Source organism: Nisaea sp., from assembly GCF_034670185.1.
Taxonomy (GTDB): domain Bacteria; phylum Pseudomonadota; class Alphaproteobacteria; order Thalassobaculales; family Thalassobaculaceae; genus Nisaea.
In genome coordinates this window covers 235,436-256,591 of sequence record NZ_JAXMNY010000004.1, presented here as the reverse complement: position 1 = coordinate 256,591, position 21,156 = coordinate 235,436, and the positions used below count along the sequence as shown (strand labels likewise).

At 62.3% G+C, this 21,156-nt stretch carries 17 protein-coding genes, 1 tRNA gene and 1 pseudogene; 3 read left to right on the top strand and 16 right to left on the bottom strand.

Annotated features, from left to right (window positions below):
- Positions 1-22: 22 nt before the first annotated feature.
- From VOI22_RS17570 to rplU, 12 genes and pseudogenes are all read right to left on the bottom strand, one after another.
- The gene (locus tag VOI22_RS17570; protein ID WP_323797754.1) at positions 23-1,303 is read right to left on the bottom strand and encodes a divergent polysaccharide deacetylase family protein; all 1,281 of its coding nucleotides are present in this window, start codon (positions 1,301-1,303) and stop codon (positions 23-25) included.
- Positions 1,300-2,634, bottom strand: a complete 1,335-nt coding sequence (locus VOI22_RS17565; protein WP_416366261.1) for a S41 family peptidase — start codon at positions 2,632-2,634, stop codon at positions 1,300-1,302. The genes VOI22_RS17570 and VOI22_RS17565 overlap by 4 nt, the downstream gene beginning before the upstream one ends.
- Positions 2,631-3,980, bottom strand: a complete 1,350-nt coding sequence (locus VOI22_RS17560) for a murein hydrolase activator EnvC family protein (RefSeq protein WP_323797753.1) — start codon at positions 3,978-3,980, stop codon at positions 2,631-2,633. The genes VOI22_RS17565 and VOI22_RS17560 overlap by 4 nt, the downstream gene beginning before the upstream one ends.
- Before the next feature lie 56 nt (positions 3,981-4,036).
- Positions 4,037-5,596 (bottom strand): 2,3-bisphosphoglycerate-independent phosphoglycerate mutase, encoded by a 1,560-nt coding sequence (gpmI, locus tag VOI22_RS17555; protein WP_323797752.1) that lies wholly within the window; start codon positions 5,594-5,596, stop codon positions 4,037-4,039.
- A gap of 55 nt (positions 5,597-5,651) precedes the next feature.
- The gene (gene rlmH / locus VOI22_RS17550) at positions 5,652-6,110 is read right to left on the bottom strand and encodes a 23S rRNA (pseudouridine(1915)-N(3))-methyltransferase RlmH (RefSeq protein ID WP_323797751.1); all 459 of its coding nucleotides are present in this window, start codon (positions 6,108-6,110) and stop codon (positions 5,652-5,654) included.
- An 80-nt stretch (positions 6,111-6,190) separates the two neighbouring features.
- A complete protein-coding gene (gene rsfS, locus VOI22_RS17545; protein ID WP_416366260.1) occupies positions 6,191-6,640 on the bottom strand; it encodes a ribosome silencing factor in 450 nt (149 codons plus the stop codon).
- A 74-nt stretch (positions 6,641-6,714) separates the two neighbouring features.
- Positions 6,715-7,329 carry a nicotinate-nucleotide adenylyltransferase gene (locus VOI22_RS17540; protein WP_323797750.1) on the bottom strand — a complete coding sequence of 205 codons (615 nt, stop codon included), beginning with the start codon at positions 7,327-7,329 and terminating at the stop codon, positions 6,715-6,717.
- Between the two features lie 43 nt (positions 7,330-7,372).
- Entirely contained in the window at positions 7,373-8,662 is a 1,290-nt protein-coding gene (locus VOI22_RS17535; RefSeq protein WP_323797749.1) for a glutamate-5-semialdehyde dehydrogenase, read from the bottom strand.
- A 39-nt stretch (positions 8,663-8,701) separates the two neighbouring features.
- Positions 8,702-9,847: a glutamate 5-kinase gene (gene proB / locus VOI22_RS17530; protein ID WP_323797748.1), complete on the bottom strand. Its 1,146-nt coding sequence runs from the start codon at positions 9,845-9,847 to the stop codon at positions 8,702-8,704.
- Entirely contained in the window at positions 9,844-10,947 is a 1,104-nt protein-coding gene (gene obgE / locus VOI22_RS17525) for a GTPase ObgE (RefSeq protein ID WP_323797746.1), read from the bottom strand. Before obgE ends, proB begins: the two co-directional genes overlap by 4 nt.
- A 131-nt stretch (positions 10,948-11,078) precedes the next feature.
- Entirely contained in the window at positions 11,079-11,345 is a 267-nt protein-coding gene (gene rpmA / locus VOI22_RS17520) for a 50S ribosomal protein L27 (protein WP_028466096.1), read from the bottom strand.
- Between the two features lie 108 nt (positions 11,346-11,453).
- Positions 11,454-11,762, bottom strand: a pseudogene (rplU, locus tag VOI22_RS17515) (50S ribosomal protein L21); the annotation flags it as partial.
- 314 nt (positions 11,763-12,076) lie between these two features.
- Here rplU and VOI22_RS17510 point away from each other — a divergent pair.
- A complete protein-coding gene (locus VOI22_RS17510; protein ID WP_323797744.1) occupies positions 12,077-12,487 on the top strand; it encodes a DUF1801 domain-containing protein in 411 nt (136 codons plus the stop codon).
- A 118-nt stretch (positions 12,488-12,605) separates the two neighbouring features.
- Positions 12,606-12,695: transfer RNA gene (locus VOI22_RS17505), tRNA-Ser, on the top strand.
- A gap of 190 nt (positions 12,696-12,885) precedes the next feature.
- Here VOI22_RS17505 and VOI22_RS17500 read toward each other — a convergent pair.
- Positions 12,886-13,782 carry a glycosyltransferase gene (locus VOI22_RS17500; RefSeq protein ID WP_323797743.1) on the bottom strand — a complete coding sequence of 299 codons (897 nt, stop codon included), beginning with the start codon at positions 13,780-13,782 and terminating at the stop codon, positions 12,886-12,888.
- Between the two features lie 623 nt (positions 13,783-14,405).
- Here VOI22_RS17500 and VOI22_RS17495 point away from each other — a divergent pair.
- Positions 14,406-16,394: a B12-binding domain-containing radical SAM protein gene (locus tag VOI22_RS17495; RefSeq protein ID WP_323797742.1), complete on the top strand. Its 1,989-nt coding sequence runs from the start codon at positions 14,406-14,408 to the stop codon at positions 16,392-16,394.
- A 43-nt stretch (positions 16,395-16,437) separates the two neighbouring features.
- Here the strand turns inward: VOI22_RS17495 and VOI22_RS17490 are convergent, their stop codons facing one another.
- From VOI22_RS17490 to VOI22_RS17480, 3 genes are all read right to left on the bottom strand, one after another.
- A complete protein-coding gene (locus tag VOI22_RS17490) occupies positions 16,438-19,215 on the bottom strand; it encodes a glycosyltransferase 61 family protein (RefSeq protein WP_323797741.1) in 2,778 nt (925 codons plus the stop codon).
- On the bottom strand, positions 19,215-19,955 hold the full coding sequence (locus tag VOI22_RS17485) for an FkbM family methyltransferase (RefSeq protein WP_323797740.1): 741 nt from the start codon (positions 19,953-19,955) through the stop codon (positions 19,215-19,217). The genes VOI22_RS17490 and VOI22_RS17485 overlap by 1 nt, the downstream gene beginning before the upstream one ends.
- Before the next feature lie 268 nt (positions 19,956-20,223).
- Complete coding sequence (locus tag VOI22_RS17480) at positions 20,224-21,084, bottom strand: SDR family NAD(P)-dependent oxidoreductase (RefSeq protein ID WP_323797739.1); 861 nt, start codon at positions 21,082-21,084, stop codon at positions 20,224-20,226.
- Positions 21,085-21,156: the final 72 nt, after the last annotated feature.

Sequence of the window (21,156 nt, the reverse complement as noted above, 5' to 3'; positions counted from 1 at the left end):
GCATGATCCATTCTAAGTGTGTCTAGCGCAGGCTTTGCTTGTTCGCGATGGATGTTACTGGCACCAGCGTGAAGCCACGTTCGGCAAGCGTTGCGGACCAGGTTGCGAGCATATCGATCGTCATCGGCAGGGGCGGGACGACACCGAGTGCGTATCCGGTGCGCTGTGCGGTGCGCTCCAGGGCAGCGAACCGCCGCTCCATTTCCGAAATAGCCGGATTGTCGTCGATATTTGCATTTGCCACGGCCCGGGGAAGCTGGATGGAACCCGCGATTTCCAGCGCGATGGTCCGTGAGGTCGCGGCGCTGTCGACATACATCAACCCGCGTTCCTTCAGGACCGCGAGGACTGGCGTCAGCGCTTCTTCGTCAGTGGTGAATTGCGATCCTTTCACGCCGATCACGCCGGCATAGCCGACGGTCCTGCCGAGCGCTGATTCCAGCCGATTGAGATTGTCGACCGCACTGAGCGACGTCAGCAGCGTCAAGGGGCCGGGGTCGTTGATCGGGTACCCGAACGGTTCCATGGGAATATCGAGAAAAATCTCATGCCCCGCCCGCTGGGCTATCGCGACCTGATCGTCCAGATCGCTCGCCGCGGGAGAGAAGGAGAACGAGATCTCCGGGCTGAGAATTTCGGCTGCCGCCTCTGTCAGGGAGCGGGACACGCCCATTCGGGTCATGATAATGGCGATCCGGGGAAGTTTTGTATCTCCGTCGAAGGGCCTGGCGTAGGTCTCCCAGGCTTTGCGCCCGTCGGGAGCCACCATCGGGAGCATGCCCTTCTCGGTTTCCTCGACAAGCGCCAGTTCGAACCGCGGACCCTTCTGTTCTTCCGGTGCGGGCTCAGTACCGGCCTGGCCGGTACCATTGGCGTCCTGCCCATCCGGTGCCGCACCTTGCTCCGGACTTCCGTGCCCGTCGCCCTCAGCGCCCGCCATGGCGTGATCGTCGCCATGACTGTCGGGCTTCGGCGCAGGCTTGTTGTCGAGGCTTGTATTCGACTCCGGGACGGCACCGTCCTCAAGGACGGAGACCTTCAGGATTGGCCGGCGGGCCTCGCGCTCGGCGACGGTTTCCGGACCGTTCACCACCAGCCATCCGACGACGGCGCCGAGGCCTCCGATGACGGAGACGCCAAGCACCGCCATTCCGGTGATGCGCAGGATTTTGCCAATCCGGCTGGTCTTTCGCGGCGGATTGCCTTCGCCGGCGATATCGTCTTCAGCGCCCTCTGCCGGGTTCCGTTTACGAAACGGAAGTCCCGGCAGCTTCAGGCTGATTTTTGGTATGGGTAGCTTCAATTCACGATGCGCTGTTGGTAAAGGTCAATGCCGCGCAGCAGATCAATGGCCCGGGCGAGCTGGTAATCTTCCTGCTCGGGCTTTGTCTCTGCTGTGTCGTCTGCGTCTTCCGGAGTTCCTGCCGGCGCGGCGTCGCCATTGCCTGCAGGATTGTTCAGGGCGCCGCGCAAGTCGGCTTCACGACGTCCCCGTCCGTTATCGAGCTTTTCGATCCGGGCCAGCGGCACGTCGATGTCCGGCTCGATCCCTGTCTGCTGGATGGAGCGGCCGGACGGCGTGTAATAGCGCGCCGTGGTCAGTCGCATGGCGACCTGGCCGGAAAGCGGGATGATGGTCTGGACCGATCCCTTGCCGAAACTCTTGGTGCCAAGCAGGATCGCGCGGCGATGGTCCTGCAAGGCGCCGGCGACGATTTCGGAGGCCGAGGCCGAGCCGCCGTTGATCAGCACCACGATTGGTTTGCCGTCGGTCAGGTCGCCGGGCTTGGCGTGAACGCGGGATGCGTTCTCCGGATCGCGGCCGCGGGTGGACACGATTTCGCCCTGCTCAAGGAAGGTGTCGGATACCGTGATCGCCTCGTCGAGCAGGCCGCCCGGGTTGTTGCGCAGATCAATCACATAGCCGGTGAGCTTGTCGCCCTTCTCGGCCTTGATCTTCTCGATCGCCGTGCGCAGACCGGAAGTCGTCTGCTCGTTGAAAGTGGTGATGCGGATATAGCCGACATCGTCGATCATCCGCGAGCGCACGGACCGGATCTTGATGACCGCACGGGTAAGCGTGACGTCGAACGGCTCTTTCGTGCCGCGCCGGATGGAGATGGTCAGATCGGAATCGACCGGGCCACGCATCTTTTCGACCGCCTGGCCGAGGGTCAGGCCCATGACCGGCTCGCCATCGAGATGGGTGATCAGGTCGCCTGGCTCCAGACCGGCTTCCGCCGCGGGTGTGTCGTCGATGGGTGAGACGACCTTGACCAGGCCGTTCTCCATGGAAACCTCGATGCCGAGGCCACCGAACTCGCCCTTGGTCTGCACCCGCATGTCGCGGAAGCTCTTGGAATTGAGAAAGCTTGAATGCGGGTCGAGGTTGGTCAGCATGCCATTAATGGCCGCTTCCATCAGCTCCTGATCGGTGACTTCCTCGACATATTCGGACCGCACCCGTTCGAACACGTCGGCGAACAGCTTGAGCTGGTCGTAGGTGTCATGGGTCGGCTTCAGTTGCGCCTTGGCATCTTCCGATGGCGGCGCGAACAGCAATGCGGTTACGGCCACGGCACCAACCAAAGCGGCTGTGGTCCAGAATTTCGTCTGACGGATCGATTTCATCATCGCCTTACCTTGTTCGTGCGCGCGGACCACCATGGTAACGGATCGATCGGGGCACCATTGTGGCGAAACTCCACATAGAGCCCCTCTGTTCCGTCTGCACCCGTCCCGACATCTCCCATGCGAGCCACAGGCTCGCCTGCAAGCACGCCCTGCCCGACCTGAACATCGACCAAGGACATACCTGCCATCAAGGTAAGGTAGTCTTGACCATGTTCAATCATCACAATCTGACCATATCCGCGAAACGGTCCGGCATAAATGACTTTTCCGTCAAAAGGGGCAACGACTTGAGCGTTTTCGCGTGTCGCGATCACAACCCCCTGTTCGGTCAGGCCCAACCGGTTCGCGGCACCATATCGCTGGCTGATCTCACCGGTGGCCGGATAGGTCAGCCCGCCCTTGCTCGCGCCAATCTCCGGGCCGGCTGGCAGGTCTGCGACGAAATCCGGTGAGACAGCGGCATTACCGGGCGTTGCGCTGACGGTATCGGCCGGTGCGGCGCCCGGCGCCACGGCACTCTCGCCGGAAGGTACTGCGTCTTTCTGGACCATCGAATCCAGCCGGGCCCGTGCTTTGTCGCCCGCTGCCTTGTGGCGTTCGATTTTCTGCATCAGGTCGCGCAGATCCCGTGCCGAGGCGGCGAGCGCATTCAGCCTGTCGACGACTGCTGATCGCTCCTGGACCATCGACTGCCTTGCTTCCTGCTTCTCCTTGAGAAGAGCGGTGACGGTTGCCCGTTCGCGATCGAGCGCGCTCGTCGCCGAGGCAAGACGCCGCTTTTCCTCCATGATGCCGCGCTCGACGGCTTCATGCCGGGCAATCTCGGTTGCGAGTTGTCCGGCGTCCCGGCGCAGGCTCGGCGCGAGAGAGCTGAGCAGCATGGCCGTGTGCACGGTATCGAGCGGATCGGCGGGAGACGCGACCATGGCGACCGGCGGTCGTGCGGCCAGACGGCGGAGGGCGCCGGAGACCCGGGCGAGCTGCCGCTTCTTCGCCCCGAGAACCTCCGCGCTCAATGTGCGCTTGCTTTTGAGATCTGCAAGTTTCTGCTCGACGGCGGTCAGTGCCGCTTCGCGCTCCTGCGTGGCTTCGGCAGCCTGGACCAGCGCGTGCCGCAGGCGCTGCAGTTCCTGCTCCACGCTGTCTGCGAGCTCGTCCAGGTCACGCTTGCGCGCGACACCGCTTTGCAGTGCCTTTTCCACCTGGTCGAGATTGTGGTTCAGGGTTTCCGCCTCGGGGAGCGGGTCGGCGCTACGTGCCGGCATCGTCCCGACAAGCAGGCCAGCCACTGCGAGCGCCGCGACGAAGACCTGCACCGGGCTTGCGATGCCGCGTTTGCTCCTCATGGCGGGGATCCATGGGGCGCGGGTACATGGGGCGCGTGTCATGCCGCGCGCCGTCGCTACTCTGCCGCGCTGGCGGCGCTGGAGCGCAACATGGAGGTGCCTGTCATGTCCGCCGGCTGGGCCAGGCCGAGCAGGTCCAGCAGGGTTGGCGCCACGTCGGCTAGGCGGCCGGTTGCGAGGCTCTCGATCCCGGCCGGGGCATTGACCAGAACGGTCGGCACCAGATTGGTTGTGTGCGCCGTATGCGGGCCGCCGTTCTCCGGGTCCCGCATCAATTCGCAATTGCCGTGATCGGCTGTCAGGAACATGCAGCCGCCGGTCTTGCGCAGGGCCGCTTCGACCTTGCCGACAGCGCCATCCACGGTTTCCACAGCCTTGATCGCCGCTTCCAGACTGCCGGTATGGCCGACCATGTCCGGGTTGGCGAAGTTGCAGACGATCAGGTCGTATTTGCCGCTTTCGATGGCATCGACCAGTTTTTCAGTCAGCTCCGGCGCGGACATTTCGGGCTGCAGGTCATAGGTCCGCACTTTCGGTGACGGCACCATGATCCGGTCCTCGCCATCGAACACTTCCTCGCGGCCACCATTCAGGAAGAAGGTGACGTGCGGATATTTCTCGGTCTCGGCCATGCGTAGCTGGGCGAGACCCGCTTTTGCCACCGTCTCGCCGAGGGTGTTCTTCAGGTCGAGTGCGGGGAACAGCACCGACAGGAACGGGTCGAGCGCGCTCGAATAACTCACCATCCCGGCGGCAGCGGCGAATTTGAGAGGGCGCGCGCGGACAAAGCCATCGAATTCGGGATCGAGCAGGCTGGCCAGGATTTCCCGCATCCGGTCAGCCCGGAAATTGGCGGAGAGCAGGACGTCGCCATCCTTCACGCCGTCATAGCCCGGCATTGCCGCTGGAGTAACGAACTCGTCGGTCTCACCGGCTGCATAGGCCCGGTCGATTTCCGAGAGCGGATCGGCGGCGGCATTTCCTTCCGCTTCCGCAATAACCTTGTAGGCCTTTTCAACACGTTCCCAGCGATTGTCCCGGTCCATGGCATAGAAGCGGCCGGAGATGGTAGCGATCTTCGCGCCGTCCGGAAGATCCGCCAGCAGGCGTTCGATATCGCCCCGCGCGCTTTTCGGCGGGGTGTCCCGGCCATCGAGGAAGGCATGGACCAGGACGTCGACACCGGCATCCGTGAGCACCTGCGCGAGGGCTGCGATATGAGACTGATGCGCATGCACGCCGCCGGGAGATGTGAGGCCGAGCAAATGACAGCGGCCTGTGCCGGCTTTGGCTTTTTCGATCAATTCCTTCAGCGCGGGTATTTCGGCCAGGGTGCCATCGCTTACGGCCTTGCTGATGCGGGGCAGGTCCTGCATGATCACGCGCCCGGCGCCGAGATTCATGTGCCCGACTTCGGAATTGCCCATCTGGCCGTCCGGCAGGCCGACATCGGCGCCGCTGGCGCGCATGTAGCCGCTCGGCTCGGAGGCGGTCAGTCGATCGACATTCGGGGTGTTTGCGAGGGCGACGGCATTGTGGTCACGCTCGGTACGCTGTCCCCAGCCGTCCATGATGCACAGGACGACGGGACGCGGTTTGTTCAGCTGCTCGGTCATGTCCCGGTTTATACAGAATTAGGGGCCCTTGGTCATCCCGATGATGATGATAGGGTCATTCCCGATGATAGGGATGTCCGGCCAGAATTTGCTGCGCCCGATACAGCTGTTCGGCGATCATCCCGCGTACCAGCATGTGCGGCCAGGTTGCCCGGCCGAGCGAGAACAGCAGATCCGCCCGGTGACGGACGCGATCATGATGTCCGTCCGCGCCGCCGATCAGGAACACAATGTCGCGGATGCCGTCATCGCGCCAGCCACCGATCCTGCCCGCGAATTCAGCACTCGAAAGCGTCTTGCCCCGCTCGTCCAGTACCACGGCGATGGCACCGTCTGGCACGAGGGCCAGGAGCTGTGTTGCTTCTTCTTCCTGCATCTGTTCGGGCGGGAGCTTGCGGCGGATATCGACTTCGCGAAGCTCCAGCGGCCAGGAAAGGCGCCCGCTGTAATGCGCGAACAGGTCCGAATGAACGTCACGACGGGCTTTGCCGACCGCAGCGAGGGTCAGTTTCATGGATATTTTCCGTGACCGGGCGATGTCGAGGCGGGCGCCGGTTCAAATTGTCGGCGCCGCGCCAGCATCCGATCGGTTACTCAGGCGTGGGCAAATTCCCGGGCATCGTCCATGCCGCCGACCTGGACGGTCCTGCCGCTGTCTGCGAGCTCGCTGCCCCACATTTTCTCAAGTCCGTAGAATTCGCGGACTTCCGGGCGGAACAGGTGCACGATGATGTCACCGGCATCGACCAGAACCCAGTCGCCCTGCGAGAGACCCTCTACCGAGATTCCCTTCACGCCGGCGGATTTCAGTTTCTCGATGAGGTGTTCCGCCATAGAGGCGACTTGGCGGGTGGATCGCCCGCTTGCGATGATCATGCAATCGCATATCGAGGTTTTGCCTTCGAGGTCGATAACGACCAGATCCTCAGCCTTAAGATCGTCGAGCGAGCGAGAGGCCAGATCGACGAGGCTTTCCCTTGAAGGGAGAGCGGATTTTTTCGGTATGACTGTCTCCTTTCGCGCCAGAGGCGCTAAGCCGATCAAATAATGCAGCCCCGTCAATCCGGAACGGCGCCACAATGCGTGCCATATATCAGGAATAGCGTCCGTTTGTCCTGCTATCCCGTTCCATACCGGATCCGGGTAGCAGACAACGGATTAAGCGGGGTGTGAAAGAACACCCACGCCGGTGCCCGTCGATTGCGAAGCAGCGACCCGGAACGTTCCCGGATACGCATCCTGGCAAAACGGCGGGCCGCCGGGCCCGACAAGGCCCTTAGAGAATAGGATGGACGGTCGAAAACTGCAATGACGACACTGTTGAAGATTTGTTGCCATGCAGCCCAGTGATGAAAGCTGACCAGATTATCCGCTCCCATGACCCAGATGAACCGGGCGTCCCGGACGCTGCCGACCAGGGTGCGGAGCGTGTCGGCTGTGAACTGTGTGCCGAGCAGAACCTCGATATCCGTGACACGGATCCTGGAGTGATGCCGGGCCAGCCGCTCGGCGGACGCAATGCGCTCGGCGAAAGGCGCCATCCCGTCAGCGGTTTTTAGCGGGTTCTGCGGCGAGACCATCCACCAGACCTCGTCCGCTTTGAGCTTCCGCAGGGCGTAGAGCGCGACGTCGAGATGGCCTTTATGCGCAGGGTTGAAGGACCCGCCCATCACCGCGATGGTCTTGCCGCGCGCGGCGGCCAGGAAGCGACGGGCCTTGGGGGTCTTGATCATGACAGGGTGCCGGACATGCTGCCCGTCTGGCGCAGGTGCCCGTTCACGGGCGCGTCTGGCCGGTTCCGGTCACGACATATTTGAAGCTGGTCAGCTGCTCCGCCCCGACCGGTCCCCGCGCATGCAACTTGCCGGTCGAGATGCCGATCTCCGCGCCCATGCCGAATTCGCCGCCGTCGGCGAACTGGGTCGAGGCGTTATGCAGCACGATGGCGCTATCTACGCGTGAGGCGAAGCGCGCGGCTGCTGCGTCGTCACTGGTCACGATGCTGTCCGTATGGTGCGAGCCGTAGTGGTTGATATGGTCGATTGCCGCATCCACACCATCGAGCACCCGGATCGAGAGAATGGCGTCCAGATACTCCGTGGACCAGTCGGCTTCCGTCGCTTCTTGCATATCCGGAACGATTTTCCGTGCCGCTGCGTCGCCCTTGAGTTGGCAGCCCGCTTCCTGAAGGGCGGCGGCGATGCCGGGGAGTTGCTCGGCGGCGACTTTTCCATCGATCAAAAGGGTTTCGGCGGAACCGCAGACGCTGGTCCGGCGCATTTTCGAATTCAGCACAATATCGCGCGCCATGGACGGGTCCGCCGCCGCGTCGACATAGACATGGCAGACCCCGTCGAGATGGGCGATGACCGGAATCCGGCTTTCCTTCTGCACCCGCTCGATCAGGCTCTTGCCGCCGCGGGGTACGATGATGTCCACAGTGTCGTTCATGGTCAGCAGCACGCCGACCGCCGCCCGGTCGCGGGTCGGAATCAATTGCACCGCGGCTTCCGGCAGACCGGCTGCTTTCAGGCCCTGATGCAGGCACTCGACCAGCGCGTTCGAGGAATGGAAGCTCTCGGAGCCACCGCGCAGGATCGCCGCGTTACCGGATTTCAGGCAAAGGCTGCCGGCATCCGCCGTCACGTTCGGGCGGGATTCGTAAATGATGCCGATGACGCCGAGGGGCACCCGGACGCGGGCGATTTTCAGCCCGTTCGGGCGGTCCCACTCAGCCATCACACCGCCGATCGGATCCGGCAGGGCGGCGACGTCTTCCATGCCTTGGGCGATGGCCTCGATCCGGCCCGCATCCAGTTTCAGGCGGTCCATCAGGGACTCGCGAACGCCTTTTTCTCTCGCGAAATCAAGGTCTTTCGTGTTCTCTTCCAGAATTTGCGGCAGGGAGGCACGGATCGCCTCGGCAGCACCTTTCAGCGCCGCATTTTTTTGTTCCGTTGTCGCAATGGCCAGAGCGGCCGCGGCTTCACGCGCGGCCGCACCAAGGCTGGACATCATCCCGGCAATATCGCCGTTATCTGCGCTGTCGATCTCAAGAATGGCCATCGGTCCATTCGCTCCCCAATTTCTTCCGGTGCGCACCGGTCAGCGCTCAAGCACCAGATCGTCCCTGTGGACCAGCTCGTCCCGGCCACGGTAGCCGAGGACCCGCTCTATTTCACGGGATTTGTACCCGGCGATCAGCTTGGCGTCCGCTGCACTATAGGCCGAAAGCCCGCGTGCAACCGGCCGTCCCGCCGGATCGAGGATTTCCACCAGATCGCCGCGCTCGAAACTTCCGTCGACCGCCGTGACACCCGCCGGGAGCAGGCTCTTGCCACGGGTCAGCGCTTTCAGGGCGCCTTCATCAAGTGTGAGGGAGCCTTTTGGCGTGAGAGAGCCGGCAATCCAGTTCTTGCGGGCACCGCGCGGTGTGGTCGCTGCCGCGAACCAGGTCACGGGCGCGCCTTCACTGACGGCGCGGAGCGGATGCGGCGCGTAGCCCTTGGCGATGGCCATCCGGCACCCGGCGGCGGTGGCGATCTTCCCGGCGGCGATCTTGGTCACCATGCCGCCTGATGCGTGATCGCTGCCGGCCGTTCCGGCCATGGCTTCGATCTCCGCGTCGATAAGCTCGACGAAGGGAATATGAGCGGCGGCGGCGTCGCGGCGCGGGTCGGCGGTATAGAGGCCGTCGATGTCGGAGAGCAGGATCAGCGTATCGGCACTCACCATCTGGGCGACGCGGGCGCCGAGCCTGTCATTGTCCCCGAACCGGATTTCCTCGGTCGCGACCGTATCGTTCTCGTTGATCACGGGCACCGCACCGAGGCTGAGCAGCGCGGTCAGCGTGGAGCGCGCGTTCAGGTGGCGTCGCCGCTCTTCGGTATCGTCGGGAGAGAGCAGGATCTGCGCGACCGTAATGCCATGGCGGGCGAGCGCTTCCTGATAGGCATGGGCAAGCCGGATCTGGCCGGTCGCGGCGGCGGCCTGCTTTTCTTCCAGCTTCAGCGCGCCCTTGGGCAGGCCGAGATGGCGCCGTCCGACAGCAATGGCGCCGGAGGAAACGACGAGCACCTGCTTGCCGCGCGCTTTCAGCTCGGCGATATCGTCGGCAAGCGAGTTCAGCCAGTCGCGCCGGACCTCACCGCCGTCTTCGTCGACCAGCAGGGCTGAGCCGATCTTGACGACGATCCGTTCAGCGTCGTCCAGACCGGCACTCTTCAGGTGTTCGGCACCGTCGGGACTCATACGGGAGACCAGCCGGCTCCAGTCTTGCCGGTTTCTTCGGAGGCTTCTGTTTCGTCTTCGGGCTCGGAGAAGTCGGTGTCGTCCTTCGCCGCCGCGTCCTTACGCGCGCGGCGCGCTTCCTGAACGGGTCCGATAAGGGCGGAAAGCGCGGTATCAAGGCCGGCGCCGGATATGGCTGAAAGGGTGATCACCTCGCGGCCGATTTCCTCCTGCACCATATCGACCAGCACCGGGATATCTTCCTCGGGCACCGAGTCGATCTTGGAAAGTGCGACGATCTCCTGTTTGTCGGAGAGACCCCCGCCATATTCCTCAAGCTCCTGGCGCACGGTGCGATAGGCCGCGGCCGGATCGTTTTGAGTGGCGTCGACCAGATGCAGCAGCACGGCGCAGCGCTCGACATGACCGAGAAAACGGTGGCCGAGCCCGGCGCCTTCGGACGCGCCCTCGATCAGGCCCGGAATATCCGCAATGACGAATTCTTCCTTGCCGACCGTGGCAACGCCGAGACCGGGATGCAATGTGGTGAAGGGGTAATCCGCGATCTTCGGGCGGGCCCGCGTGACGCTGGACAGGAAAGTCGATTTCCCGGCATTGGGCAGGCCGATCAGACCGGCGTCGGCGATCAGTTTCAGCCGCAGCCAGACCCACATTTCCTCTCCCGGCCAGCCGGGCAGGGACTTGCGTGGAGCCTGGTTTGTGGAGGTTTTGTAATGGGCGTTGCCGAAGCCGCCGTCGCCACCCTTCATCAGCACGATACGCTCACCGACCTTCGTCAGATCGGCGATAACATGCTCGCGCTCGTCGTCGAGGACCTGCGTGCCGACCGGCAGGCGCAGCACGGAGTCGCCGCCGCTTGCGCCGCTGCGGTTACCGCCGGAGCCGGGACGGCCGCTGTCTGCTTTGAAATGTTGCTGGTACCGGTAGTCGATCAACGTGTTCAGGCCGTCGACGCATTCCAGCACCACGGCGCCGCCGCGACCGCCATCGCCACCGTCCGGCCCACCATATTCGATGAAAGCCTCGCGCCGGAAACTGACGCAGCCGGGGCCGCCGTCGCCGCTCTTCAGAAACACCTTGGCCTGATCGAGGAACTTCATCTCATGTCATCCAGTGAGAACCCGGGCCGGCGATCCGAAATTGGGGCCGGAATTCGGGCACGAAAAAAGGGAACAGCCAAAGGACCGTTCCCTCATCCGCAGCCGTGACCCGCCCGAAAGCGGGTGCGGCGTTATTCTGCTGCTTCAGCCAGCGCCACTTCCACGAAGGTGCGGCCGTTGCTCTTCCGGCGGAAAGCAACCTTGCCTTCCGACAGCGCGAACAGGGTATGGTCACGTCCCATGCCGACATTCTCGCCCGGATGGAACTTGGTGCCCCGCTGCCGGATGATGATGTTGCCCGGGATCACGGCTTCGCCACCGAACTTCTTGACGCCAAGACGGCGTCCGGCGGAATCGCGGCCGTTACGGGAACTACCGCCTGCCTTTTTATGAGCCATGGATTACTCCTTCGTCTCGGCTTCGGCCGAAACCTCTGCCGGAGCTTCAGCTTTCGCCGGAGCTTTCTTGGCAGCGGCCTTCTTCGGCGCAGCTTTCTTCTTGCCGTCGGCCAGGATGTCGGTCACGCGCAGCACTGTCAGATCCTGACGGTGTCCGCGGGTCCGGCGATAGCCCTGACGGCGCTTCTTTTTAAAGACGACGACCTTGTCGCCTTTGGTCTGCTCAAGCACTTCGGCGCGTACAACAGCACCTTCGACAGTCGGCGCACCAACTGTGAGGTCTTCGCCTTCACCCAGCATCAGAACGTCGGCAAGATCAATGGAAGAACCGGCGTCGCCGGAAAGCTTCTCAACCTTGATAACGTCGTTCGGGGCGACTTTGTACTGTTTACCGCCGGTTTTAACGACTGCGAACATTGTCAATACTCTGGCAATGAAAAGGGCGCGCGGACACTTACTCCCGCGTCAGAGCGGCGGACTATACTCCTGGCGACGTTCAAGTCAACAGCGGATTGCCCGGTTTTTGAGAGAATCTGCGGGGCAGATATGTTGGCCCCGGATGTCCGCGTCGTCATCGGATCAGGCCCCTATATATAGTGTCTGGAGTGGGCGGGCGCAAAGGCCCGGAAACACCAGCCCGCAGGACAGGAGACGAGTTGGCGGATCCGCTGCGCTTTTGACGGGCACTATACCGCCGGATAGGATCAGCTCGGGTGAACTGGTCCGGTGTCATGACGCAAACATTTCCGCCTTTCGGGAACCCGGCCGTCGCGGCCACATACGAGTCCTTCCCGCCGCCATTGCGGGAGGGACTGCTCACAGTGCGCAAGCTGATCTTCGCGACGGCAGCGGAGACACCTGGTGTCGGCACGCTTGAGGAAACCCTGAAATGGGGCCAGCCCGCCTACCTCACGCCGGAAACAAAGTCAGGCTCGACCATCCGGCTAGGCCTGCCGAAACAGGGCGGCTTTGCCCTCTATGCCCATTGCCAGACGACGATCATCCCGGACTTCCGCAGCCTCTTCCCGGACGCGTTCCACTATGAAGGTAATCGCGCGGTGCATTTCAAAGAGGGCGCAGCTCTGCCGCTCGACCCGCTGCGGCTGCTCGTTCGCAGTGCCCTGACCTATCATCTGAAATAGGTGGGTGAAATAGGCGAGTGAATTAGGCGAGGCGGGCCAGTGTGAAAGCCGGAAAGCCGGGCATGCAATTCCGGTGTTGAATCCCTGCACCCGCCCCGCTATGTTCCGGCCCCTGTTCGGAGAGGTGCCGGAGTGGTTGAACGGGACGGTCTCGAAAACCGTTGAGCGCGCAAGCGTTCCGAGGGTTCGAATCCCTCTCTCTCCGCCAGACCTTCTCAAGATATCGTCCATGTCTATAAATGGGCGGCTTATAGCTCCCATAAAGGCTCCTCATTAGCACGCGGCCTGCTGAGCGATATCAGCGCAACCGTTGTGCTAGTGACCGCTGCCGACCCAAAGCGGTCGTTCACTGCTGCATTTCAAGTCTCACACAGGCGGCGCAATCCTTCCGAAAGCGCTCATGCGGCATCGAAGAGCTGTTGCCAACGGGAACTGACCGCGTCGATCGAGAACCGTTGCTCGATATACGCCTGCCCCTGCCGGATACGGTCGACCGCGGCCTCTCGGTTTGCCACCGCCCAGGTCAACCCGGTATGCATATCGTCCCCGCACCAACAGAACTCGGACAGCTCTCGATAGGCCGGCAACGAATAGGCGACCGCCAGGACGCCGCCTCTGATCGATTCAACAAGCCGATTGTGGCCTTTAACGCGTTTGTCCTGCCGGTCGAGGCTGGGAATGATAACCATGTCAGCATTCTCCAGTGCCTTGGCCTGACCGTCGAACGACCAGGGGCACAATTCGATGCTGGCCCCCGCCCGGCCGCCGATCTGCCGTGCCAAGACCGAGAGATGCTCCGTCATTCTGTCCGTGATGACAGTGAGCCTGAAATCCAATGCCGGATCGTCGATAAGGGGCAGGATGCCCGCAGCAAGTGTGTCGTGATTTGTGAAGCGGCCATACCACAACAGATGCAAGGTCTTTTCAGGGTTGAATCGCGGGATCCCCGCCGGCATTTCGTACGGTTCTTCAATTATCGTGCTTTCCCGTCCGAATACCTCGCGCACATGCTGGGCCATCGCCGTTGTCTGGACGACGACGACGTCGGCCAGATTCGCCAAGGCCAAGTCGAGACCATGGACCTGAGGGAATTCCGACCGGTCGTCGCAAAGCACCGCCACAATCCGGATCGACCGTTCGCGCGCGGCCTGGGCCAAGGCAATAATTGACGGATCGAAAGCCTTGGTCAGGACCAGAGTCGTCGGGCGACATTGGTCGAGAAACGATGTGGCGCTCATCCCCGGCAGGAAACGCGCAACGGTCTCGCATCGCGCCTGCGCCGGAAGGAAGGCCATGTAGCGCAGACTGGCAATTTGCTCCGGCGATTCGTGGTTAACGACCCACAATATAGTTCGGGACTGCGCAGTGGAGAGCTCTTGCGTACAATGGTTCATTAAAAAGTTTCAACCATATGGTTAAATCGATGATACCAAACATCGAAGTTAATCTTTCCATCAGAATCTTTATGGATTTGACATCAAGCTACATCAAGAAGATAAAATTTCTAGATTTTTCCAAATCTGAATCTCAGATCCGCCCACTGCAGCCGTTGTCGCAAGGCTTCAATCTAACCCATTGCCAGGTACGAGCCTCGTCCGGCCCGCCCAACCAACCAACCGCCGGCCTCTCCGCTGTAGGTGCGATGCCCCTAACATAACGTCCGATCTATCGTCGGATCTTGAGTTCCGACGACGTTCCGTTAGGTACATTCTGACAAAACGTCATCGACACCATGATAGACGCCGCAAGTTTGGAGTGTTTCGCATTTCACCCCGACGCCGAGTCCGTGCTAGCTTATCGATAGTATGAGGACTATGTGTGTATGGAGAATAATTTCAACGAAACTTGTTTAGAGAGTGAAATAATTCAACACCTTTTGGAGTCGTGAATTGATCAAATACTTTGAGGAGAGCATGAATTGATCAAAAAACGATTGGTGCAATTGGTCGACATTACTTTGTCACAAACGAATAATCCGACAACTCTTCCTTACGCAACCTCTGTACTCAAGGCCTACGTTGAGAGTTTCGCTGATATTCGCGATAATTTTACGTTTTCCCCTACCATTTTCATACGCGAGGAATTCGACACCTTGGTCGACCGCGCAGGTCAGCCGGACATACTCGCCTTGTCTTGCTATGTATGGAACTTCAACACATCCATGGCACTCGCAGCCGAGGTCAAGCGCCGCTCTCCGGAGACCATCGTCTTGCTGGGCGGCCCGCATCCGAAATACGGCGACGATACAGTGCTTGCAGCCCATCCGGCGGTCGACGGCATCGTCCAGGGCGAGGGCGAGGCGGTATTCCTCGACATATTGCGGGTGATCGCTGCTGATGGACAGCTCGGCCCTATTGATGGCTTGACGTTCCGGGATCCGCAGGACGGCAGAATTCGAGTCTCACAGCATCGCGCCAGGCCCGGTGACCTGTCCACCCGGCCATCCCCCTATATTCTCGGCCTTATGGACAGCCCGCTCGCTGAGTTGAACGGCCGGCAAGGCGCCGCTTTGCTGGAGACCAATCGCGGCTGTCCGTTCCAATGCACCTTCTGTGACTGGGGCAGTCTCGGCAGTAAGATGGCGGAGTTTCCGATCGAGCGCGTGTTCGCCGACATCGACTGGATCGCCAGCAACAGCATTCACACCATCTGGGCGGCAGACAGTAATTTCGGCATGCGCAAGCGTGACAAGGAGATAGCCGCTTACCTGGCTGACGCCTACCAACGGAACGGCTATCCGCGTCGGCTTATTGCCTCGACATCGAAGAATTCTTCTCGAGCTGTCCTTGACGCTCTGTTGCCGCTTGCGAAAACACCAATGTTCCGCGGCCTGACGCTATCATTCCAGACTCACTCGGAAACAGCCTTACGCGACATCAAGCGTCAGAACATCAAGCATTCAGCCTACTTCGAGATGCTTGATCATGCGCGCGCGACGGATACAAGAACCTACACAGAAATGATCCTCGGATTACCGGGCGAGACGCTTGCCTCTTTCAAGGAAGGCTTGCTCGTCGCGATCGACCGCAATCCCCACAGCTCCGTGATCGTCTACAGATGTGGCGTGTTGCCCAACGCGGAAATGGCCTCCGCGGAGGATCGCGCCCGGTTCGGACTGAAAACTGCCTGGCTGCCGGATCGCGAGTCTCCCGAACTTGATCCGCGTTTCATCGAGTCCCATGAAATTGTCGTCGGCACCAACACAATGCCCGAACCAGACTGGGGCGAGGCCGTTGAATACGCTTGGCTGGTGATACTCCTGCATTCGCTTCGCCTGGGTCACCCGGCGCTGTTGCTGCTGCGGCATGTCATGGGCCTAGATTATGTAGCGATTTTCGACGGGATGTTGAGCCTCTTGCGTCAGCGGCCCGACTGCTTGCTTGGGGCACAACTGCAGTATACTCAACGTGCCATCACTCGATTTCAGGAGCTACGTGACCCAACGTATCGGCCGACACCTTCAGAGGATCTGCCTTGGCGTGCTGATCCCGACGCGTCAGCTCGCATATCACGCGTCAAGCTGGCTGATTTCAGCGATCAATGTGCAGCAGAACTGACCATGCTGTCGTTCACGGTCGCTCAGCAACTCGGTCATCCGATCGACGTAGCTGTCCGGGACGACCTGTTCCTCATTCTGCAGCATGCCACGCTTCGTCCGGTTCAGGCATTCGACCGGGTTCTTGAGTTCAAGACCAACCTTCCCGAAGTTCTGGATGCCGCTGGCGCGGGCCGTTCGGTGGCGATCAAGCATGGTCCGCGCCGCTACCGGATCACGTGCAGCGAGGAGATCTCGTCTGACGCGTTCCAGGATCGCATAAAAGACAACTCCGACCTTTGCATTGGTCTGGATCCGCTTTCAATACACGCTGAACCTAACAATGCGCGGGCCGAGGCGCAGATGGCGTGAGTTAACTCCAGCTGTCGGGAGCTTCGCGGTTTCGACCCCTCGTCTACCGCAGTAGTCTGCGGACAATGTTTCCGACCCGGGCCGGCTCGACTGCGAAATGGTGCCAGAAGCGTTTCTCGTCGCCGGTCAAGGTACGGTCCGCCAGAACTGCCTCGTAGCGTAGTCCGGCTACGGCCGCGATCTGCCTGAAAAAGTCGGGGCATTCGGTTACCGGATGCAGCTCGACCAGGGCGGCACCGGGCGGTGCGAACAGGGCGTTCGTCAACCCCGCGCCATGGGCACCGACGATGATCTCGGCCTCGGCGAACAGCGCCGCCTGCGCGGCAACGCTGAGGCCCGACAAGGCAACCGCCTCGAAGCCGAACCCGGCAAGCATGATCGCAAGGTCTTCCTCGTTGGTCAGACCTGCCCGTCGCGCGTCGCGCCGCACCACGAACAGCCTCCGGCCACCGGCGGGGCATTCCCTCGGGGTGATCCGGAGCGCCGACAACAGCCGCGACCGGAGAGCCGACAATACCGGCAGCGGCGTGGCACAGCGGAACATGGCCGGGGTTCCCGTCGCCGCCATCGGCCGCGGCCCGAAGGTGAGCGCCACCAGATCGGTACACCGAACGACGCTCGGATAAGTGACCTCCAGCAGGCGGTCCGGCGGAGCGGCAAACAGGTCGATCATCTCCTGCTCGTAAGGCATGCGCTGCGCCGGGACGACCAGCTTTTTGTCGACCATCGACGGGGCAGAGAGCGCATGCAGCAGCCTTGGCAGGAAATCGATCATCCAGTGGTAGTAGTTGTCGGCACCGCCGATCAGAACGGCGGTGTCCTCTACGTGAATCTCCGGTCCGCGAGGGTGAAAACTGAAGCCGTCCTGCCACATCCTTTGGATATAGGAGGACCGCTGCTGAGCGGGCGTGTGAAACCATGTTTCGGCGATGGCCTCGTCTTCGGCGGTGATGATGAACCATTCACCGGACAGCACGCGGACGTCATGAAGCCGGTGCTCCGATGCCATCCGCCGGATTGCATCAACGTCATCGCCATCCGCCGCGCCGGTGTCTTCCGCAGCGACCGGTCTGTCGAAGCGCTTTAGGCGCACCGGCACGCCGCCCGGGCCGCTGATCTCTGTCGATATTTGGGATGCCGTTTGCCACGGCGCGGGGCCACTCCCCGGGGGAGTCAGGCTGGCAGCCGCAGCCGCCCGGCTAGGGTCGGACAGCAATGCTGGCACGGTTTCCAGGAAGTCCCGGTACCGAACCTGCATCGCCGGATCCATCAATACAAACAGTTGGCTGCCGAATATTTCCGGATCCTGACTGGGCGCCGCCATCAAACGATCGCGCAGGGCCTGTAATCTAGGGAGCACGGTCTCCCGTGCATCGCAGGGCAGTTCCCGAGCTGTGGTGTAGGCCATGGTGTAGGCGAGGGCCAAATGCCTGTCGTCACCGGTCGCCAACAAACGAGCGACCGCGCGGTCGCTCAGATAGAGGTGCCATTCGGCCTGCGCGGCGGCCCCGGTCCAGTCCAGGTTGCCGGGTTCGACGGCAAGCGCCCGGTCCATTGCGGCCACACCGGGCGCCAGGTAACCGCGGCGGATCAGGTCTTTTCCAAGCCGGGCAACGGCGGCCGAATCGCCAACGAGCGTGAGGATCGTCGATCCCAAGGCGTAGTAACGGGACTTGGGCTGCTGCATCGCGACAAACGCACTGGCCGCACGGATCGAGGCTGGATCAAGAAGCAGGGCGTGCCGCAAGTGGGGTATCGCCAGATCGTCGGCACCCGCTTTCGACAGCGCCACACCGAGATTGACCGGCAGCAGCGGATTGTCGAACGCCGCGCCGTCGAGCCAGGTCCGTACCGCCTGCGGCAAATCCTCCCCGAGCCTGTCGATCGCAGCGCGTTCCATTGTCGTCATGCTTGCTGGCACCCGACCTTTGTAAAGTGCGGACCGGGTACTGTCGCTCGATTTGGCAAGGACCGCGCGATGATAGATATCCGCAAGCTCGGTGCCGAGTTGGGCGTCGCGGCACCGCAAAGCCCAGGAAGCCATGTCGATCGAGCCATAGACATCGTTCAGGATTAACGCGATGCGCAACAACCGGTCGGCCGGCAACGTCGGCCACCGGGTGAAGTCCGGCACGTACAGAGCATCGGCCCAAAACACCTGGCTCAGGCCCTTGGTGCGGTCGCCCTGGCTGATGAACGGCGGCAGGGCGCGGCTTTCGATGTCGAGAAAACGGTGCAGAAGGAACCCTTGGCTGCGCAGGTATGCGTCGATGTCGGCAAAATACGGCTGCTCGCGATATAGCGGGGCGAACAACACCTCGACATGGATCACGGCGGCGTCGGTCAATTTGCGGCGGGCACCGTCCAGCACCATCAGCTCGCTGCCCTGGGCGTCGATCTTGAACCAGTCGATCCGGTCGACCGCGTCGACATCGTCGATGCGGACACTCGGAAGGGGCGACCGGCCGATCTCCTCACTTGCCTGTCCGAGGTAGTGCATGTGGGGCAGGATTGCCGGATTCAGAGCCAGGACCGACGAGAAGCCGCTCTCGCGGTAGCGGATGAACTCATGCGCGCGGCCGTCGCCGGCCAGCTCGGGGAAGTAGGTCTCCCGGGGCCCGGCGCGCCGCCGCAGCTCTGCCAGCGCTTCGGGCTCCGGCTCAAAGCCGACCACCCGCGCCAAGCCGTTGTCCAGGAATCCGCGATAGACGGCTTCGTCGTAGAACGGGTTGGCGCCGACATCGACCACGGCGATATCGGGCACGTCATCCAGGAGCGGGGCAAGCGACAGCAATGGGATTGGCGGCAGCGGCGGCGACATCAGGACCAGTGTGGCGCGGGTTTTGGCCAGGCAAACCGCGCGACCTTCTCGCTTGCGCGCAGGGCTTCAAGCAGTCGGGCCGAGACAAACCCCATGATCCCGCGGTCGGGTTCAGCAACGCTGGCGTGGAACAGGGTGAAATCGGCGCCCAGCAGCGCATCGATCGCCCGGCGGTCTGCTTCGCTGTGATACTCGACATACAGAACGCCGACGGCTGAGAGATGGTCGGCGAGCGCATTCAGGATCTCGAGTTCCATGCCTTCGGTGTCCAGCTTGACCAGGGCCGGCGCCACGAGCGGTACCTCCGCCAGCACGCTGGCGACGTCTTTGATGGGCGCGGCGGCAGTGTCCGGTGTGTTCTCCGGATTCGGCAGAAAGCTGACTTGCATGGTGCTGTGGACGCCGCTGTATAGGTCGGCCATACGGGCCTGGTCCCCCAGGCCGTGGTCATGGACGGTGACCTGAGCGAGCTCCGCCACATTGTGGTGGAGAACCGGGAGCGTCTTCGGGTTCGGCTCGAAGCAGTGAATGCGGGCTCGCGGGTATTGATGCGCGAAATACAGCGCCGCCGCCCCGATATGGGCCCCGATGTCGAAGATCACCGGCGGCGCGAAGGTTTTGAACGGCAGCGGCGGGTATTCGCGCCCCTCGAGTACGGTCAGCAGGAAGGGTTCGACCCACGGTTCGGGAAGATAGGCGAGCCGCCGCCCTCCTGGAGCCTCGATATGCGGAAAATCCATGCTTGAGCCTTTGGCTGACGAACTGCCTCAATGACGCTGGGGTCACGCCGAATTCGCGGTCGAGCCTACCCGATTGGACCGCCTCACTCCAGACAGTTGAGGATGCTTTTCGCGCTCCAGGCAAGACGGCGCCGACGCGTGCGGTATCACAGAAACTGCGACTGGTCTCACCCCGGTTCTGTTGTTCATCTAAGGTGCCACGAATGCTCTCCCCCCTGTCGCACCGGAGTCCGCTGCATGGCAAGGGCGCACCGCCCCCCTTACCCCGCTAGAGTCCCTTGCCGGGACCCTTGCCAGGCTCCTGGCCGGGCCAGAGGCGCGTGGCGGTGGCGAGGTCGGGCCAGCCGATCGGGGCACCGGCCTCCTTTGCCGCGTCGCGCTCGGGCAGGGCCGTGTCCCAGAAGCCGGCAATGTAGCGCTTGCCCGTGATCCCGTCGGACTCGGGGCTGGCCAGCCAGGCGGCCGGTGGGCCCATTACCTCGGGTTTCAGCATCTTGGCGCGCGGAATGCCCGCCCCGTCGCTGATGAAGGCGGTATCGGTCGGTCCGCCCGGGACCAGGACGTTGACGGTGACGCCGGTGCCGTCCAGTTCCTGCGCCCAGACCGCGGAGCTCGCCTCCAGGGCGGCTTTCAGGGGGCCGTAGGGCAGCACCCGCAGCATGGTGATGAAGCTGGTCGTGTTGTTGACGACGCGGCCCCAGCCACTTTCGACCATGGCCGGTACCGCGGCGCGGATCATGTGCACGGCGCCCATGTAGTTGATCGAGAAGAACCTGGTCATCAGCTCCGGCGTGACCTCGGCGATGGAGGGCAGGTTCGTCTCCGCGTCGGGCCGGAATGTGCTGACGCTGATCCCGGCATTGTTGAACAGGATGTCGAGGCTGCCTAAGGCGGCGGTTGTCTCGGCGACGGCCCTGGTGCAGTCCGCCTCGACCGAGACATCGTGAGGGAAGGCGATAGCGGAGCCGGCACCATGCCGCTCGTTGATTTCACCGGCCACTCTCCCGGCGGCGGCGCCATCTATGTCAGTTACGGCGATCCGGACGCCGCGTGCGGCGACCGCGTGAGCCATAGCGGCTCCGATTCCGCCGCCCCCGCCTGTGATCAATGCGACTTTTTGCTCGCTCATACTGGTTTCCTTTCCCTTTGCCCTGTTGCGGGTTCGCATTCCGGGACCGGCCTGGCCAGTCCCGCGGTTGAT

Excerpts from the sequence above, each read along its gene's own strand:
- VOI22_RS17560 (WP_323797753.1), bottom strand. The coding sequence starts at position 3,980 with ATGAGGAGCAAACGCGGCATCGCAAGCCCGGTGCAGGTCTTCGTCGCG.
- VOI22_RS17565 (WP_416366261.1), bottom strand. The coding sequence starts at position 2,634 with ATGATGAAATCGATCCGTCAGACGAAATTCTGGACCACAGCCGCTTTG.
- VOI22_RS17535 (WP_323797749.1), bottom strand. The coding sequence starts at position 8,662 with ATGGCCATTCTTGAGATCGACAGCGCAGATAACGGCGATATTGCCGGG.
- VOI22_RS17510 (WP_323797744.1), top strand. The coding sequence starts at position 12,077 with ATGACGCAAACATTTCCGCCTTTCGGGAACCCGGCCGTCGCGGCCACA.
- gpmI (WP_323797752.1), bottom strand. The coding sequence starts at position 5,596 with ATGACCGAGCAGCTGAACAAACCGCGTCCCGTCGTCCTGTGCATCATG.
- VOI22_RS17540 (WP_323797750.1), bottom strand. The coding sequence starts at position 7,329 with ATGATCAAGACCCCCAAGGCCCGTCGCTTCCTGGCCGCCGCGCGCGGC.
- VOI22_RS17490 (WP_323797741.1), bottom strand. The coding sequence starts at position 19,215 with ATGTCGCCGCCGCTGCCGCCAATCCCATTGCTGTCGCTTGCCCCGCTC.
- VOI22_RS17500 (WP_323797743.1), bottom strand. The coding sequence starts at position 13,782 with ATGGCCTTCCTTCCGGCGCAGGCGCGATGCGAGACCGTTGCGCGTTTC.
- obgE (WP_323797746.1), bottom strand. The coding sequence starts at position 10,947 with ATGAAGTTCCTCGATCAGGCCAAGGTGTTTCTGAAGAGCGGCGACGGC.
- VOI22_RS17485 (WP_323797740.1), bottom strand. The coding sequence starts at position 19,955 with ATGGATTTTCCGCATATCGAGGCTCCAGGAGGGCGGCGGCTCGCCTAT.
- VOI22_RS17480 (WP_323797739.1), bottom strand. The coding sequence starts at position 21,084 with ATGAGCGAGCAAAAAGTCGCATTGATCACAGGCGGGGGCGGCGGAATC.
- proB (WP_323797748.1), bottom strand. The coding sequence starts at position 9,847 with ATGAGTCCCGACGGTGCCGAACACCTGAAGAGTGCCGGTCTGGACGAC.
- rpmA (WP_028466096.1), bottom strand. The coding sequence starts at position 11,345 with ATGGCTCATAAAAAGGCAGGCGGTAGTTCCCGTAACGGCCGCGATTCC.
- rlmH (WP_323797751.1), bottom strand. The coding sequence starts at position 6,110 with ATGAAACTGACCCTCGCTGCGGTCGGCAAAGCCCGTCGTGACGTTCAT.